At 63.4% G+C, this 15,019-nt stretch carries 11 protein-coding genes; all 11 read right to left on the bottom strand.

Annotation, left to right across the window (positions count from 1 at the left end):
• Nucleotides 1–14: 14 nt before the first annotated feature.
• Nucleotides 15–1,727 carry a sulfatase-like hydrolase/transferase gene (locus BRA1253DRAFT_RS31325; protein WP_007600997.1) on the bottom strand — a complete coding sequence of 571 codons (1,713 nt, stop codon included), beginning with the start codon at nt 1,725–1,727 and terminating at the stop codon, nt 15–17.
• A 435-nt stretch (nt 1,728–2,162) separates the two neighbouring features.
• Nucleotides 2,163–3,014, bottom strand: a complete 852-nt coding sequence (locus BRA1253DRAFT_RS31320; RefSeq protein ID WP_007600995.1) for an SDR family oxidoreductase — start codon at nt 3,012–3,014, stop codon at nt 2,163–2,165.
• 59 nt (nt 3,015–3,073) lie between these two features.
• The gene (locus BRA1253DRAFT_RS31315) at nt 3,074–4,174 is read right to left on the bottom strand and encodes a DUF2336 domain-containing protein (RefSeq protein ID WP_007600994.1); all 1,101 of its coding nucleotides are present in this window, start codon (nt 4,172–4,174) and stop codon (nt 3,074–3,076) included.
• Between the two features lie 51 nt (nt 4,175–4,225).
• Complete coding sequence (locus BRA1253DRAFT_RS31310; protein WP_035994268.1) at nt 4,226–7,609, bottom strand: PAS-domain containing protein; 3,384 nt, start codon at nt 7,607–7,609, stop codon at nt 4,226–4,228.
• A 351-nt stretch (nt 7,610–7,960) separates the two neighbouring features.
• On the bottom strand, nt 7,961–8,980 hold the full coding sequence (ilvC, locus tag BRA1253DRAFT_RS31305) for a ketol-acid reductoisomerase (RefSeq protein ID WP_007600992.1): 1,020 nt from the start codon (nt 8,978–8,980) through the stop codon (nt 7,961–7,963).
• 147 nt (nt 8,981–9,127) lie between these two features.
• Nucleotides 9,128–9,730, bottom strand: a complete 603-nt coding sequence (locus BRA1253DRAFT_RS31300) for a LysE family translocator (protein ID WP_007600991.1) — start codon at nt 9,728–9,730, stop codon at nt 9,128–9,130.
• A gap of 2 nt (nt 9,731–9,732) precedes the next feature.
• The gene (locus BRA1253DRAFT_RS31295; protein WP_007600990.1) at nt 9,733–10,629 is read right to left on the bottom strand and encodes an EamA family transporter; all 897 of its coding nucleotides are present in this window, start codon (nt 10,627–10,629) and stop codon (nt 9,733–9,735) included.
• Nucleotides 10,630–10,818: 189 nt separating this feature from the next.
• A complete protein-coding gene (locus tag BRA1253DRAFT_RS31290; RefSeq protein WP_007600988.1) occupies nt 10,819–11,508 on the bottom strand; it encodes a class I SAM-dependent methyltransferase in 690 nt (229 codons plus the stop codon).
• A gap of 3 nt (nt 11,509–11,511) precedes the next feature.
• A complete protein-coding gene (gene ilvN, locus BRA1253DRAFT_RS31285) occupies nt 11,512–12,054 on the bottom strand; it encodes an acetolactate synthase small subunit (RefSeq protein WP_007600986.1) in 543 nt (180 codons plus the stop codon).
• 23 nt (nt 12,055–12,077) lie between these two features.
• Entirely contained in the window at nt 12,078–13,061 is a 984-nt protein-coding gene (locus tag BRA1253DRAFT_RS31280) for a threonine dehydratase (RefSeq protein ID WP_007600984.1), read from the bottom strand.
• Nucleotides 13,062–13,215: 154 nt separating this feature from the next.
• On the bottom strand, nt 13,216–14,991 hold the full coding sequence (locus tag BRA1253DRAFT_RS31275) for an acetolactate synthase 3 large subunit (RefSeq protein ID WP_007600983.1): 1,776 nt from the start codon (nt 14,989–14,991) through the stop codon (nt 13,216–13,218).
• Between the last annotated feature and the right edge of the window lie 28 nt (nt 14,992–15,019).

Here is a 15,019-nt window from a genome sequence, read left to right as displayed (position 1 = left end):
GACGTTGGAGGACGCTACAACCCGCGGATCATCCCCGCATCGATCAGCAGCCGGTTCAGCCGGCTCGCTTCGGCACCGTCTTTGCAGCCGTAGAAGATGCCCTTGCAGCGGAGCATGATCTCCTTCTGCTCGGCGAAGGACGGATCGAGCGGGATGCCGGCGGCTTCCTGGATGACCAGCGGCAGATACGGACCATCGACCGTGTCCATCACGGCCTCGCTCTTCACCGGCTCGAAATTGACGGCGTCGATCGCGTAGTAGGTCGCGTAGAGACGTGGGTCGTAGGCGTCGAGCTTTTTGCCGATTGCACCCTCGTCGAGCCCGGGCTCGAGGATAGCAGGCGCAAACTCGGGCTGATGATCGCCGTAGCGCACGATCAGGAAAGGCTCGCCGGGAAAATTCTTCTTCAGGCCCGCGAGGAAAGCCTTGTATTGCTCGGCACTCATCGCCTGCCGGCGCAGATATTCGTCGATGGACGGCACATTGCCCGGTGCGGGCCAGTTCGGCAGCAGATCCGGGCGGAAGCGCGTCTCCCACGGAAAATGATTGGCGCCGAGGTAGATGAAGGTGAACAGCGGCTTGTTCGGCGTCCGCTCGCCCATCAGCCGGAGCGCCTTGTCGTAGAAGAAGCTATCCGGCTCGACATCCTTGGCGCCGAGATCCTTGGAGTCGAGGAAGCGTTCGACGCCGGTCGTCATCTGAAAACTGCGCGCGGCCATGAAGCCGCCATAGGCGGGGTAGAGCGACATCGTATCGTAGCCGCAGCGGCGCAGCGCCAGCGGCAGACCGCGCTCGACACGGCCTGTCGCGATGCGCGTCACGAAATAGGCGAAGCGGCCGAACGAACGCGACGACAACCCCGCGAGCACATTGTATTCGGTGAACCAGCTCGGCCCGCCATTGCTCTCGGCCAGAAAGGTGCGCTCCTTGCCGTCCCAGGATTTGAAATGGCTGCCGTAGCCAGCCGGCACCTTGATGCCCTGCGCGGCGCGGATGTCGAAGCTCGATTCATCATGGACCATGATGATGTTCGGCCGCCGGCCGGCGGGATGGCAGGCATCGACCAGCGGCATGTTGAGCCGTTCGTTGGTCGAAGCGGCCGACTCCATAAAGCCGTATTGCGCGAAGTCGGAGACCGCGCTGACGCCGGAGCGGAAGAACTTCGAGAGATAGCCGTCGTCGTAATAGCCGCGCCAGGCCTCGTCCGGATGATAGAGCGAATAGCCGACCAGCGCGGCGAGGCAGGCGAGCTTGCAGGCGAGCGCCGGCAGCCTGCGGATGCGGAATGGGTCGAGCCACCACAGCGCATACATCAGCGGCAGCGTGACGAGGCCGGCCCCGATCACCGACCAGCGCAAATTCGGGAAGATCGTGAACAGGAACGCGACCGTGTCGCGGTCGATCATCATCAGGTCGATGAAGTTGACCGTCATCTGCACGACGTCGTGCTTCAGCCGTGACAGCAGCACCAGCACCACGACCATGGTCAGCGACAGCGCACCCGAGAGCGCCGGACGCCGCAGCAGCATGATCCAGAAGAAGTTGAGGATGCCCCAGGCCAGCACGAAGGAGAGCCGTGCACCGAAATCCGTCTCGGTCTCGTACATCAGGACGAGCGCGGCGAGATGCGGCGCCGCAACCGCGAGCAGCCGCCAGATGCCGAGCGCGGCGACGCTCGCCAGTACGGCGGTCGTGGCAGAAGGACCTGGATTGGGCGCGGACGCCATCGACGACACGCAACTGCTGGTCCGGCACGGTGATGCCGAGCCGGCTGACCGGGCCTGCGGCGTTCGGCGCAGCCGGAAGGCCTGCACCGTGTCATAAAACTGTAATTGAACGGTCACGGACAAGCAACGCGTGTCGCGATCCGACCTTCGCTTAATGTTAGCGATGGGCGAATGGGCCGCATGGGCCAGCCACGCTTAAGCTTTGGCGATGCCCGCGATGAAGAGGTCGATGACCCTCTCCGCCATCCGCTCGATCTCGCCTCCTCCGGGTCGGCGGCGGGTGCCTGTTCCAGCGCCACCTCGATCTCGGCCCGAAAGCGCGGCTGCGCCTCCTCGGCCGCCGCTGACATGAACGCGCCGCGGTTGGGGAAGTGCCGGAATGATGCCCCCGGCGAAACCGCGGCCCGACGTGCGGCCGAGGCGGCTGAACGTCGGTCAGCCCTGCGGCAGCAGCCCGAGTCGCTTGGCGATGATGCGGTCGACCACACGCTTGGGCAGCGTGGCCGTCATCAAATGCCGCATCCGGTCCGGCGTGATCTGGTAGCGAACCTTGGGCCTCTCGGCGGTGAGCGCCTCGAAAACGACCTCGGCGATCCGCTCGGCCGGCAGCCCGGTCTCGCCGAGCTTCATCATGAACGCCCTGACCTTGTTCAGCGCCGGCAGATAAGGCGAGTTCTGGTAGACCGAGAGATCGATCTGCTCGGCCTTACTCCAGATCGGCGTCTTCACCGCGCCGGGGGCGACGATGATGACGTCGATGCCGAACAGCATCAATTCGCGGCGCAAGCTCTCCGACAGGCCTTCGATGGCGTGCTTGGAGGTGCTGTAAGGCGCCGACAACGGATTGCCGTTCTTGCCCGCGACCGAGCTGATCATCACGATCCGTCCTTTCGGCCCCTTCAGCGACGGATCGGCGCCGAGCAGCGGCCCAAAGGCCTGCGTCGCGATGACCGGGCCAATGACGTTGATCTCCATCTGCCGGCGGAAGTCGTCGACCGACAATTCGAGCACGGGCCCCGCCACCGCGACGCCGGCGTTGTTGACGAGACCGGCCAGCGTCTCACCGCCCAGAGCCTCGCGGACTTTTCGCGCAGCGGCGAGGACCGCCGCCTCGTCGGTGACGTCGAACAGCAGCGGCGTGAAGTTCGCACCGAATTCACCCATGAGCCGATCCGCATCGGCCTGCTTGCGGACACTACCGAAAACACGATAGCCGCGCCCGACCAGAAATTTCGCAATGGCCCAGCCGATGCCGGTGGACGCGCCGGTGATGACGACGGATCGCATGGTCTTCCCCCCAAGAGCTCCCGCATCATGCAGGGGAAAGGTGCTGGGGCGCAACGCCGTTAGTGGACAGGACCCGGGCCGGCACGCTCACGGAGCCTGTAGAACTGGAGTGCAGCCTTCGCCGTATTTGGACTCAACCGAAGGAAGCTCGCGAAGCACTGCTCCAATCGCTCTCGGCTCTCGTGAGCCTCACCGGGGTAAAGCGTCAGGATTGCCTTCGTCGTGTCCCAGGACAGACCGATCGCCTTCGCGAGGATGAGAATCTGCTCGGGCTGCGAACGGACCAGCGCACGCTCAATCGCTCCGATCGGCAGGTCGCTCATGAGCGATAGCGCGACAGCCGTCTTGTCCAAGCTTCGCTCGCCGATGAAGCCGAGTACGCGTGCCTCGTCCAATTGCCCACTCGAATACAAGGACGTCACCTCGGCCAACGCCCGGGCGTGCTCGCTGGAGCCTGCCCGCGCCATCGCTTGCAGCTCATCGGAGCCCTCCGCAATTGCACGCCGGGTCAGAGCTGCCTGGCGGGGATCGGCTGCCTCCAGCTTGGATCTCACCATCTCAGATGCATGGACGAACAACTTCAACATGGTCTCACGAGGAATATCGGGCCGAGCCCAGATGCACATCGCGAGCGCGCCATTGTCCCGCGCCCGGCTGAGGAGCTTGGACATTCCGTTAGTCGAGAAGCTGGCGCCGTCGTTGCCGGCGGTCCGCATGGCGACATCGTTGTTGCCGCGCTCGAGGAGGGCATCGGTGACGGGTTCCGTCAACAGGCTGCGGCCGGCGATAGCCAGCAGATGATCCTGGCTCTTGGTCCGCGCATTCTCCGCCAAGCTCGCCTCGTCGAGCTGTGGTGAGTGCTCCAGGACCGGCGCCGCCACCTCGGGCGCGTCGTCAAAGGCCAGCAAGCGGATCGTCCGACGCGGCGCATCGGGCAATCCTGAAAGCCGGCTCCCGAACGCCGCTCGCGCGGCGCATTCGATATTCTTGAGGAGCGCGCTCATCACCTCGTCGAACAGGTCGATCTGCTCGTCGGTGAACTTGCCTGAGCCGACCACGAAGAGATCGGCGACCTGGCGCAGGAGTTCGGCGCGCTTCGACAGCTCCCGGCTCGCCAGTGCGATCTCGAGCCGGTCGATCAGACCGTTCTCCAGAGTCATCTCTCGTGTCCTGGCGGTTGAGTTGCATGTATTTCGACGGAGGTCATGGGATCACGCGACGTTTCGCGCCTGTAACGGTGAATCGAAACAGATTTCGGAATTCGGCACGGGCCGTCCGATCAGATAGCCCTGTACGTAGTCCACTCCTGCCGCAAGGAGGGCGTCCAACTGCGCTGGGGTCTCGACGCCCTTGGCCACCGTCGTGACATCAAGACCGCGCCCCAATGCCACAGCGGAGGCGACGACCGCGGCGCAATCCCTTCGCGTCGTGCAGCCCTGCACGATCGCCCGGTCGATCTTGAACTTGTCGAATGGGAAACTCTGGAGGTAGCTGGCCGCGGAATAGCCTAGCCCGGAATTGTCGAGGACGACGCCGACACCGAGGTTCTTCAGTTGTCGGACCGCAAGCAAGTGAGCCGCAGGATTCCCGCCCAAGAGCGCAGCGTCGGGAATTTCGAGTTCGAGGCGTTCGGGCGATAATCCCGATTCAACCAGCGCGCACAGCACGACGTCGAGCACATTACTCCTGTGGAACTGGGCGGCACCCATGTTGACGGCGACTCTGATGTGCGCCGGCCAAGCGGCCGCGTCCAGGCAGGCCTGTTGCAAGATCCATTCACCGAGCGGCAGCATCAATCCAGCCTGCTCGGCGACATCGAGGAACTGCGAAGGCGCCAGCACGCCCCTCGATGGATGGTGCCATCGCACGAAGCATTCCAGCCCGGTCAGCGCGCGCGTTCCGGCCTCGATCACCGGCTGGTAGTGCAGCTCGAACTCGTCGCGGGCCATCGCCTCCCGCAACTCGCCCTCCATCGACTTCTGTGTGTCGGCAGCCACGGTCATTTCCGGCTGGAAGATTCGGAAATCATTCCGGCCTGAGGATTTCGTCGCGTAGAGCGCGACGTCCGCCTTCTGTAGTAATATCTCCGCGTCGATGCCGTGCTCGGGCGCGAACGCGATGCCAATGCTGGTACCGACGCTGACACGGTTGCTGCCAAGATCGAACGGTTGCTCGACCAGACGAATGATCTTCAGCGCCAGCGCGATGGCACCTTCTCTCTGATCGCTTTCGTTCTCCTGGATGATCGCAAATTCGTCGCCACCGAGGCGGGCCAGCACATCGGTATCTCGCAGTGATGAGCTCAGTCGCTGCGCGACCTCGATCAGCAGCTGATCGCCTGCGGCGTGACCGAGCGTATCGTTGACGAGCTTGAACCTGTCGAGATCGAGCATCAGCACGGTAAACGTCGTGCCACGACGCTGCGACCGCCTTGCCGCTTCATCGAGCTTTTCCGCAAACACGGCGCGGTTCGCCAAGCCGGTGAGCAGATCGTGCTGGGCCAGATATGCGATCCGCTTCTCGTTTCTCGCCCGATCGGTGATGTCCTCGTGGGTCGTGAGCCAACCGCCGTACTGCATCATGTGGCGAGCAATCGCGATCACCCGTCCGTCCGCAAGCTCCCGCGTCTCACTGAGCTGCTTGACGTTCTGATCGAGATAGACCTCCGGCGCGACATCGACGAAATGCGTGCCTTGCTCGCGGCGATATTCGAGAATTTGCGCCAGTGTGGTTCCGCGCCTTATCCGATCGGGGTCAATATGGTAAATGTCGCAATAGCGCGCGTTCGACACCACGATCCTCTGCTCCGCATCGAACATGCAAAGCCCCTGAGCCATGTTGTTGAGGGCGGCATCAAAGCGCATGTTGATCGCCTCGAGTTCAGCGGCCTTCTGCGCCAACATTCTCTCGGCGCTCTTTTGCTCGGTGACGTCTTCGTGCGTCGCGACCCAGCCGCCATCCGGCAACGGCTTGCGCTGGATCAGTATCTGCCGGTGGTCTCTCAGCTCGTAGTCCTGCTGGCGCTGGGTCGGCATCAGCCGGACATGCTGGTCGACGCTGAGCGGACTGGCTTCGCCGCGATCCACGTAGTGCTGCAATATGAGTTGCAGGGGCGTACCGGGCCTGACGAGTTCGTCGGGCAGACCGTACATCTGCTGATAGCGACTATTCGATACCACGAGGTTTTTGTCTGCATCGAACAGGCAGAGCCCTTGGGACATGTTGCTGATGGCGACGTCGAAACGCGTGTTGATGCGTTTTAGCTCGGCAGCATTTTCCGCCAGCAAGGTCTCGTCGCGCCGCTTCTCGGTGATGTCCTCATGGGTCGCGACCCAGCCACCATCCTGCATCGGCGTACGCACGATCGAGATGATCCGGCCATCGGCGAGCATGACGATCTTCGGAGTCCAGTGTCTTGCGCCGTCGAGGAATTCCTTGACGTCGAGATCACCCCCGGCGCTCTTGTAGTGGCCGACGATGCTGCCGAGCGGCGTTCCAGGTTCGACCTGCGCCTCAGTGAGATCATACATCTCACGATAGCGGCTGTTGGCGATCAGCAGCTTCTCATCGGCGTCGAACATGCTGAGCCCATGCGGCATGTTGCTCAACGCCGCGTCGAAACGGGAACTCGCGGCCGCGAGTGCGTTTGTTTGCCGTCGCAGCAGCAAGGTTCCGATCAGGATGATGGTGACGATCGCGGCAGCCGGCGGGCCGAAGGTGTAGAGATGCCGATACCACGGCTGCAGCACGTAATCACGCGAATAGGTCACGACCAGAACCAGCGGCAGCCCGGATACGGCCTTGTAGGCCGCAATGCGGTTGATGCCGTCGACGGGACTCGTCAGTTCGTATGAGCCCGCTTCCGAGACTGGCAGATACTGGGTAAACATCGGGCCGCCAGCAACAGACATGCCCAGCACATCTTTCTGTTCCGGCACGCGCGCCAGGATCCGTCCGTTGCGATGGATCAACACGACGGAGCCGCCCGGGCCCAGATTGATCTTGCGATAGATCTTCAACAGATAGGATTGATCCAATGGCGCGGTCACGACGCCCGCAAAGCTCCCATCCGAATTGTTCAACCGGCGCGACGCCGCACTGAACCATTTATCACCGCCTGCCGACCGATAGGGCGGCGCAACGAACAACTCGGTGCCAGCGCCATCGCGTTGCGCGATGAAGTGCGGCATTTCGGAGATGTTGCCGCGCGGCGGCGCACGGTCGTAGGAGTGCGCAACGACGGCTCCGGATGCGTCGGTCCAACCAACCGCGACCAGGATCGACGAGCTCTTGACCAGTTGACGGAGCGCGGTGTTGGCCGCGCCGGCGTCGGCGTATTTTCCGGACAAGGAATCGTTGCGGATTGCCTGCGCCTCGAGCAGGACACGATCGATGTCTTCGAACGTCACTGCGGCATGCTCGGCCAGGATGGCCGAAAGATTGAGAGCATCGGTTTTCGCAGAGGCGACCGCTTCTCGATAGCGAGCAGCCAGATCAACCAGAAACAGGGTGACGACAACGAAAGAAAACAGCAGCCCCAGGATCGTGACGGACGATCCCGGCGACCCGGCCAGCCTTCGCCAAGCTCTCAGCATTACATTTCTGTGGTTCGAGCGATCAGCTTCCACCATCGCCCGGTCGCACTAAGATTTGGTTGAGTTGCCTATCGCTAATTCACTCCGTAATCGTACGGAACTACGGCAGTAACTGTGTCGCAATGTTCGAAAAAGCTTAAAAAAACGCACCATACTACCGTGTAGAACCGGTTTCAGCAGGGCGCCTCGCGTGCGAGGTGAGCTAAGATCATTAGCGAGATCGCGCGGAGGCGGGACGGCGTCTCGCCACGTCATTCCAAGGCCGGCGTCTGCGCAAGCGCGGGAAACCGGCGAAGATGGACGGAGGCCCGGGGGCGCTCCGTCGCGCCCCCGGTAACCACGTCGTTGCCGTTAGTTCTTGCTCTTGTCGACCAGAGCGCCCTTCTTGATCCAGGGCATCATGTCGCGCAGCTTGGCGCCGACTTCCTCGATCGGGTGTTCGGCGAGCTTGGCGCGGGTCGCCTTGAACGAGGTCTGGTTGACCTTGTTCTCGAGCATCCAGTCGCGGGCGAACTTGCCGGACTGGATGTCGTTCAGAACCCGCTTCATCTCCTTCTTGGTCTCGTCGGTGACAATGCGCGGACCGGTGACGTACTCGCCGTACTCCGCGGTGTTGGAGATCGAGTAGTTCATGTTGGCGATGCCGCCTTCATAGATCAGGTCGACGATCAGCTTCACTTCGTGCAGGCACTCGAAATAGGCCATCTCCGGGGCGTAGCCGGCTTCGACCAGCGTCTCGTAGCCACCCTTGATCAGCTCGACCAGGCCGCCGCAGAGCACCACCTGCTCGCCGAACAGGTCGGTCTCGCACTCTTCCTTGAAGGTGGTCTCGATGATGCCGGCACGGCCACCGCCGACGGCGGAGGCGTAGGACAGGCCGAGGTCGTGGGCGTTACCCGAGACGTCCTTGGCGATCGCGATCAGGCAGGGCACGCCGCCGCCGCGCTGATACTCCGAGCGCACAGTGTGGCCGGGGCCCTTCGGCGCGATCATGAGAACGTCGAGATCGGCGCGCGGGTCGAGCAGGTTGAAGTGGACGTTGAGACCGTGCGCGAAGACGAGGGCGGCGCCCTTCTTCATGTTGTCATGCAGGTGCTCGCGGTAGATGTCGCCCTGGAGCTCGTCCGGGGTCAGCATCATGACGAGGTCGGCCCATTTGGCGGCCTCGGCGACTTCCATCACCTTGAAGCCGGCAGCTTCCGCCTTCTTGGCCGAGGCCGAACCCTTGCGGAGCGCGATCGCCACGTCCTTGACGCCGGAATCCTTCAGGTTCAGCGCATGGGCGTGGCCCTGGCTGCCATAGCCGACGATGACGACCTTCTTGCCCTTGATCAGGTTCAGGTCGGCGTCGCGATCGTAATAAACACGCATGGTCGTTTCCTCGTTCAGGGGCCGAAATCGGCCGTTGGTCAGGTCTTGTCAGTCAGGTCTCGGACGGTGAAATTTGCGGATTTCGGGGGCTGTCTAGAGCATTTTCGGCCCCCTGGGAAACCCGTTTCTGCATGGAAAGTCGGGGCATCATGCATCCATGACCACGGGATAGAGGGACGCCAGCAGCAGGATGGCCATCAGGATGTTGAAGGCGCGGACCAGCCGCACGGAGGTCAGGACCGCCCGCAATGCGGTGCCGAAGAAGACCCAGGCTACCGTCGAGACCGTGCCCACGAGCAGGCTGATCAAGGTCTGGATCGCGATGTTGAGCGGGAATTGGGCGATAGCCGCATAGGCGGTGATGGTGCCGATCACGATCACCCAGCCTTTTGCGTTGATCCATTGGAACATGGCGGCGCCCAGGAAGGTCATCGGACCCCGGCCGTCTCCCTCGCCCGGCTTCGCCGGACCCGATAAAGCGATCACGGCGGAGAGGTAGACCAGGTAGGCGGCACCGGCATATTTTAGAATGGTCTGCAGGATCGGATAAGCCAGGAACACTGTGCCGAGCCCGAAGCCGACCGCTGCAATCATGAAGGCGAAGCCGATGACGACGCCGGCGATGTGGGGAATCGTGCGACGGAAGCCATAAGTCAGCCCCGAGGACAGCAACATGATGTTGTTCGGCCCAGGCGTGAAATACATCACGGCCATGAAGGCGAGGAAGGCATACAGCAGCGACTGGGACATGCTTACCTCACGCGGCCTTCGGCTGCGGTCCTCTGGGGTACCGCCTCGGGGCGCTTCGCCAGCACCATCACAGCGATACCGCCGATCACCGTGAGCATGCCGGCAAGGCGCAGCGGACCGAAGCGCTCGCCGAACATGATGCTGGACGCGGCCGAGCCGACGAACGGCACCAGCAGCGCGAACGGCACCACTTGCGCGGTGGGATAGTCACGCAGCAGCCGGCCCCACAGCCAATAGGCGATACTGGTGGAGATGCCGCCGATCAACAGCAGGCAAATCAGGCCGGTGAGCGACATGTGGATCAGTGACTGCCAGGTCGGCGACGGTCCATTGACGACCAGCGTGAGCGCGAACAGCGGCACCGCGGTGGCGAGGCACAACCAGGCGAACAGATCGAACATCGGCACGCCGCGAGCGCCCCTCAGCAGGATATTACCGAGCGCAAAGCTGACCGGCGCGATCATCAGCACGGCGAAGGCACCGACGCTGAAATCATAGCCGACCGTGCCGCAGATCATCAAAAGCCCGACGGCTGCGATGACGATGCCCAGCGTCTGAACCGGCGTCGGCCGCTCGCCGAATGCGATCGCGGCAAAGCCGACCGTGAACAGCGCCTGGCTCTGCACGACGACGGAAGTCAATCCGACTGGCACGCCATGGGCGATGCCATAGGCCTGGCTCAGAAACTGGCCGAGAAAGAGCGTAAAGCTGATCGCGATCAGGAGCGACCAGGCGACTTTCGGCTTGCGAATGAACAGGCACGGGACCGCGGCAATGGTGAAGCGCATCGCCGTCATCAGCTCCGGCGAAAATTCGTCGAGCGCGATCCGGCTCGCCACAAAGGCAAGCCCCCAGATGATCGCCACCAGGATGGCGATGAGGATGTCGGCCGGCTTCATTCCAAACTCCTAACCTCTCCCGCTTGCGGGAGAGGTCGCGCCGAAGGCGCGGGTGAGGGTTCTCTCCTCTTGGGGATTCTCGATTGCGGAGACACCCTCTCCCCAGCCCTCCCCCGCAAGCGGGGGAGGGAGCGCAGCTACATCGTAGTTGCAGTTTGCTCTCACAGCTTTAGCCTTGCTCGCCGGCCTTTACGTGGAAGAATTGGGTTTTCGCAGCAGATAAGTGCCGTGCATCGGGGCGTGGTAATCGGCCGAGACCAGCGTAAAGCCGACGTCGGTCAGCATCCGCTCCATGACCCAACCAAAAGTGGAATACTCGTCGCGCATGTGGGTGACGACGCTTTCACGCGGGACATCGTGGTTCTTGATCTCGAAGTCGGCCCATTGCTCGACGTCGCGCTCGAGCACATCGGGCATCGATGCGTAGACGATGTCGCGCAAATAGAACGTGGCGCCGGGCTTGAGCGCGCGATAGATCCGCGACATCGCCACCGCCTTCCAGAAATCCGGCAGATGGTGCAGCGTGAACTCGCTGACGATCAGGTCATAGGATTCCGGCCGGTAGGCGAAGCTGAGCAGGCCGGCGGACTGCGTGCGCACGGGCGCCTTGCGGTCGCGCGCGTAGATCTCGGCGAGCGCCAGCATCGCGGGCGAGATGTCGATGGCGTCGACCTCGGCGCCCATGAGCGCAGCCTCGGTCGCGAGCACGCCGTTGCCGCAACCGATATCGGCGATGCGCCAGCCGCGCTGGACGCCGAGCATTTTCAGCGCGGCGCGCGCCCGTAGATCAGCATCGTCGTGGCTGTCGTAGATCGACGCCACAGCGGGCCCGATCCCCATCCGGTTCCGCTCGTTGTAATACCAGTCGCGCGCCAGCATGGCTCACATTCCTTCAGGCCCGCGACCAATCGCGGCAACACCGGTGCGCGACACTTCGACGAGGCCAAGCGGACGCATCAGGTCGATAAACTGATTGATTTTCTCGGTATTGCCTGTGATCTCGAACACAAAGCTCTCGGTGGTGGCGTCGATCACGCGGGCGCGGAACGCGTCCGCCAGCCGCAGCGCCTCGACGCGATGCTCGCCCTGTCCGCGCACCTTGACCATTGCGAGCTCGCGCTCGATCGAGCGCTTGGTCAGCGTCATGTCGACGACACGATAGACCGGGATCATGCGGTCGAGCTGATGCTTGATCTGCTCGATCACCATGGGCGTACCGGTGGTGACGATGGTGATGCGCGAGAGATGCTTCTGGCTCTCGGTCTCCGAGACGGTGAGGCTTTCGATGTTGTAGCCACGCCCCGAGAACAGTCCGATGACGCGCGCGAGCACGCCGGGCTCGTTCTGCACGAGCACCGAAAGCGTGTGTGTCTCGTTCGGGTCGTGGCGCTCCTCGATGAAGTAGGCGGATGCGGGCTGGTTCATTGTCGTCCCCTTCATTCTCGTCGTTACGCCGTCGCCCGACGAGCGACCGGCGCATCCGTCCCGACCCAACCGCGGAACAGATCGAAATCGATATTGCCGCCTGACAGCACGAGACCGACGCGCTTGCCCGACAGTCTTGACTTGTCCTGAAGCGCTGCGGCGAGCGCGGCGGCGCCGGCGCCTTCGGCGAGATTATGCGTATCGGTCCAGAGCGCATGGATCGCGAGCGCGATCTCATCGTCCGTCACCTGGACGATACGCGAGGCGCCCTTGAGGATGACCGCGAGCGCTTCCGGATCGGGAATCCGCGTCGCCATGCCGTCCGCGAGCGTGTTGCTGGTCTCGGTCGTCACGACGTGGCCCGCCGCGAACGACAGCGCGTAGGACGGCGCCTCGGTCGACTGCACGCCGACGATCTCGGTCTTCAGGCCGAGCAGATCGCGCGCCATGATGCAGCCGCAGATCCCCGAGCCCTGCCCGATCGGCACATAGAGGACGTCGAGATCGGGAGCGGCCCGGAGCATTTCGAGCGCATAGGTCGCCACGCCCAGCACCAGGTCCGTATGGAACGACGGCACCATGTGCAGTCCGGCGAACTGCGCGTGGCGCCCGGCCTCCTCGCGTGCGGCCTGAAAGTCCTCGCCATGTTCAACGAGCTCTGCGCCAAACGCCTTCATCGCGCGGTTCTTCTCGACCGAATTGCCGCGCGGCACATAGATCACGGCAGGCACGCCATGGCGGCTCGCCGCAAAAGCGAGGCTCTGACCATGATTGCCGCGCGTCGCCGAGATGATGCCCGGAATGTTCGGCCGTTCGCGCTTCAGCCGATCGAGATAGACCAACCCGCCGCGCACCTTGAAGGCGCCTGTCGGCGTGTGATTCTCGTGCTTGACCACGACCTGCGTGCCGAGCCGCTCGGCGAGCAGCGGCCAGGCGTGCGCCGGCGTCGGCGGCACCGCCTGCCCCACGATCGCATGTGCGCGTCCGAGTTCGTTCAGGTCGAACATTTCACCTTCTCATCACTCCATCTCTCGCGACTGTCATCCCCGCGAAGGCGGGGATCCAGTATTCCAGAGGCCCCCGAGAGCGATCGAGAGGCCGCGGCATACTGGATCGCCCGGTCAAGCCGGGCGATGACAGCGGAATTTGTGACGATCACGCTCACACAAGCGCCTTTCCGCCGGCGAACGCCTTTGCGGTGGCTTCGTCGTTCGCCTGCTCCGGCAACAGCATCTCGTTGTGCGCCTTGCCGGAGGGGATCATCGGGAAACAATTTTCCAGCGACGCGACGCGGCAGTCGAACAGCACCGGGCGCTTGACCGAGATCATCTCCTGGATGGCGCCGTCGAGATCGCCGGGTTTGTGCACCTGGATGCCGACCCCGCCATAGGCTTCCGCGAGCTTGACAAAGTCCGGCATCGCCTCCGAGTAGGAATGCGACAGCCGGTTGCCATGGAGCAGCTGCTGCCACTGCCGCACCATGCCCATGTACTGGTTGTTCAGGATGAAGATCTTGATCGGCAGCTCGTACTGCACCGCCGTCGACATCTCCTGCATCGTCATCTGCACCGAGGCATCGCCCGCGATGTCGATGACGAGACTGTCGGGATGGGCAACCTGCACGCCGACCGCGGCCGGCAGGCCGTAGCCCATGGTGCCGAGACCGCCCGAGGTCATCCAGCGATGCGGCTCCTCGAAGCCGTAGAACTGCGCGGCCCACATCTGATGCTGGCCGACCTCGGTGGTGATGTAGGTGTCCCTGCCGCGCGTCGCCTCGAACAGGCTCTGGATCGCGTGTTGCGGCAGGATGACGTCGTTGCTCTTCCTGTAATAGAGCGAGTTGCGGGCGCGCCACTGCGCGATCTGCTGCCACCAGGCCTTGATGTCGGGCTTCTTCGCCTCCGCCTTGAACACCTGGAGAATGTCGCCGAGGATGTTGCCGCAGTCGCCGATGATCGGCACGTCGACGCGGATGTTCTTGTTGATCGAGGACGGGTCGATATCGATGTGGATCTTCTTCGAGCCCGGCGAGAACGCATCGACGCGGCCGGTGATGCGGTCGTCGAAGCGCGCGCCGACGCACAGCATGACGTCACAATCATGCATGGTCATGTTGGCTTCGTAGGTGCCGTGCATGCCGAGCATGCCAAGCCAGCTCTTGCCCGACGCGGGATATGCGCCGAGGCCCATCAGCGTGGAGGTGATCGGAAAGCCGGTGACCTCGACCAGCTCGCGCAGCAGCCTGGTGGCCTCGGGACCGGAATTGATCACGCCGCCGCCGCTGTAGATCACGGGGCGCTTGGCGCCTGCGAGCAGCGCCACGGCCTTGCGGATCTGCGTCGCATCGCCCTTCACGCGCGGCGCGTAGGAGCGATGCACGTCGGACTTGCGCGGCGGATGATAGGTGCCGGTCGCGAACTGCACGTCCTTGGGCACGTCGACGAGCACCGGGCCCGGCCGACCCGTGGTCGCAACGTAAAACGCCTCGTGCAGCACCTTTGCGAGATCGTTGACGTCGCGCACCAGCCAGTTGTGTTTGGTGCAGGGGCGCGTGATGCCGACCGTGTCGCATTCCTGGAACGCGTCGTTGCCGATCAGATGCGTCGGCACTTGGCCGGAGATGCAGACCAGCGGGATCGAGTCCATCAGCGCGTCGGTGAGCGGCGTCACCATGTTGGTGGCGCCGGGGCCGGAGGTCACCAGTGCAACGCCCGGCCTGCCGGTCGAACGCGCATAGCCCTCGGCGGCGTGGCCCGCCCCCTGCTCGTGGCGGACCAGGATGTGCTGGACTTCGCTCTGCTGGAAGATCTCGTCGTAGATCGGAAGCACCGCGCCGCCGGGATAGCCGAAAATGTCGGTCACGCCATGATCGATGAGCGCGCGGACGATCATTGCGGCGCCGGTCATCTGGTTCGGATCGTGGCTCTTGTCGCTCATTGGCTTGCTCCGGATGCGCTGTTGTCAG

This window comes from Bradyrhizobium sp. WSM1253, assembly GCF_000244935.1.
In the GTDB taxonomy this organism is placed as follows: domain Bacteria; phylum Pseudomonadota; class Alphaproteobacteria; order Rhizobiales; family Xanthobacteraceae; genus Bradyrhizobium; species Bradyrhizobium canariense.
The sequence above is the reverse complement of the archived record's forward strand: the minus strand, read 5'-3'. Positions and strand labels throughout refer to the sequence as shown.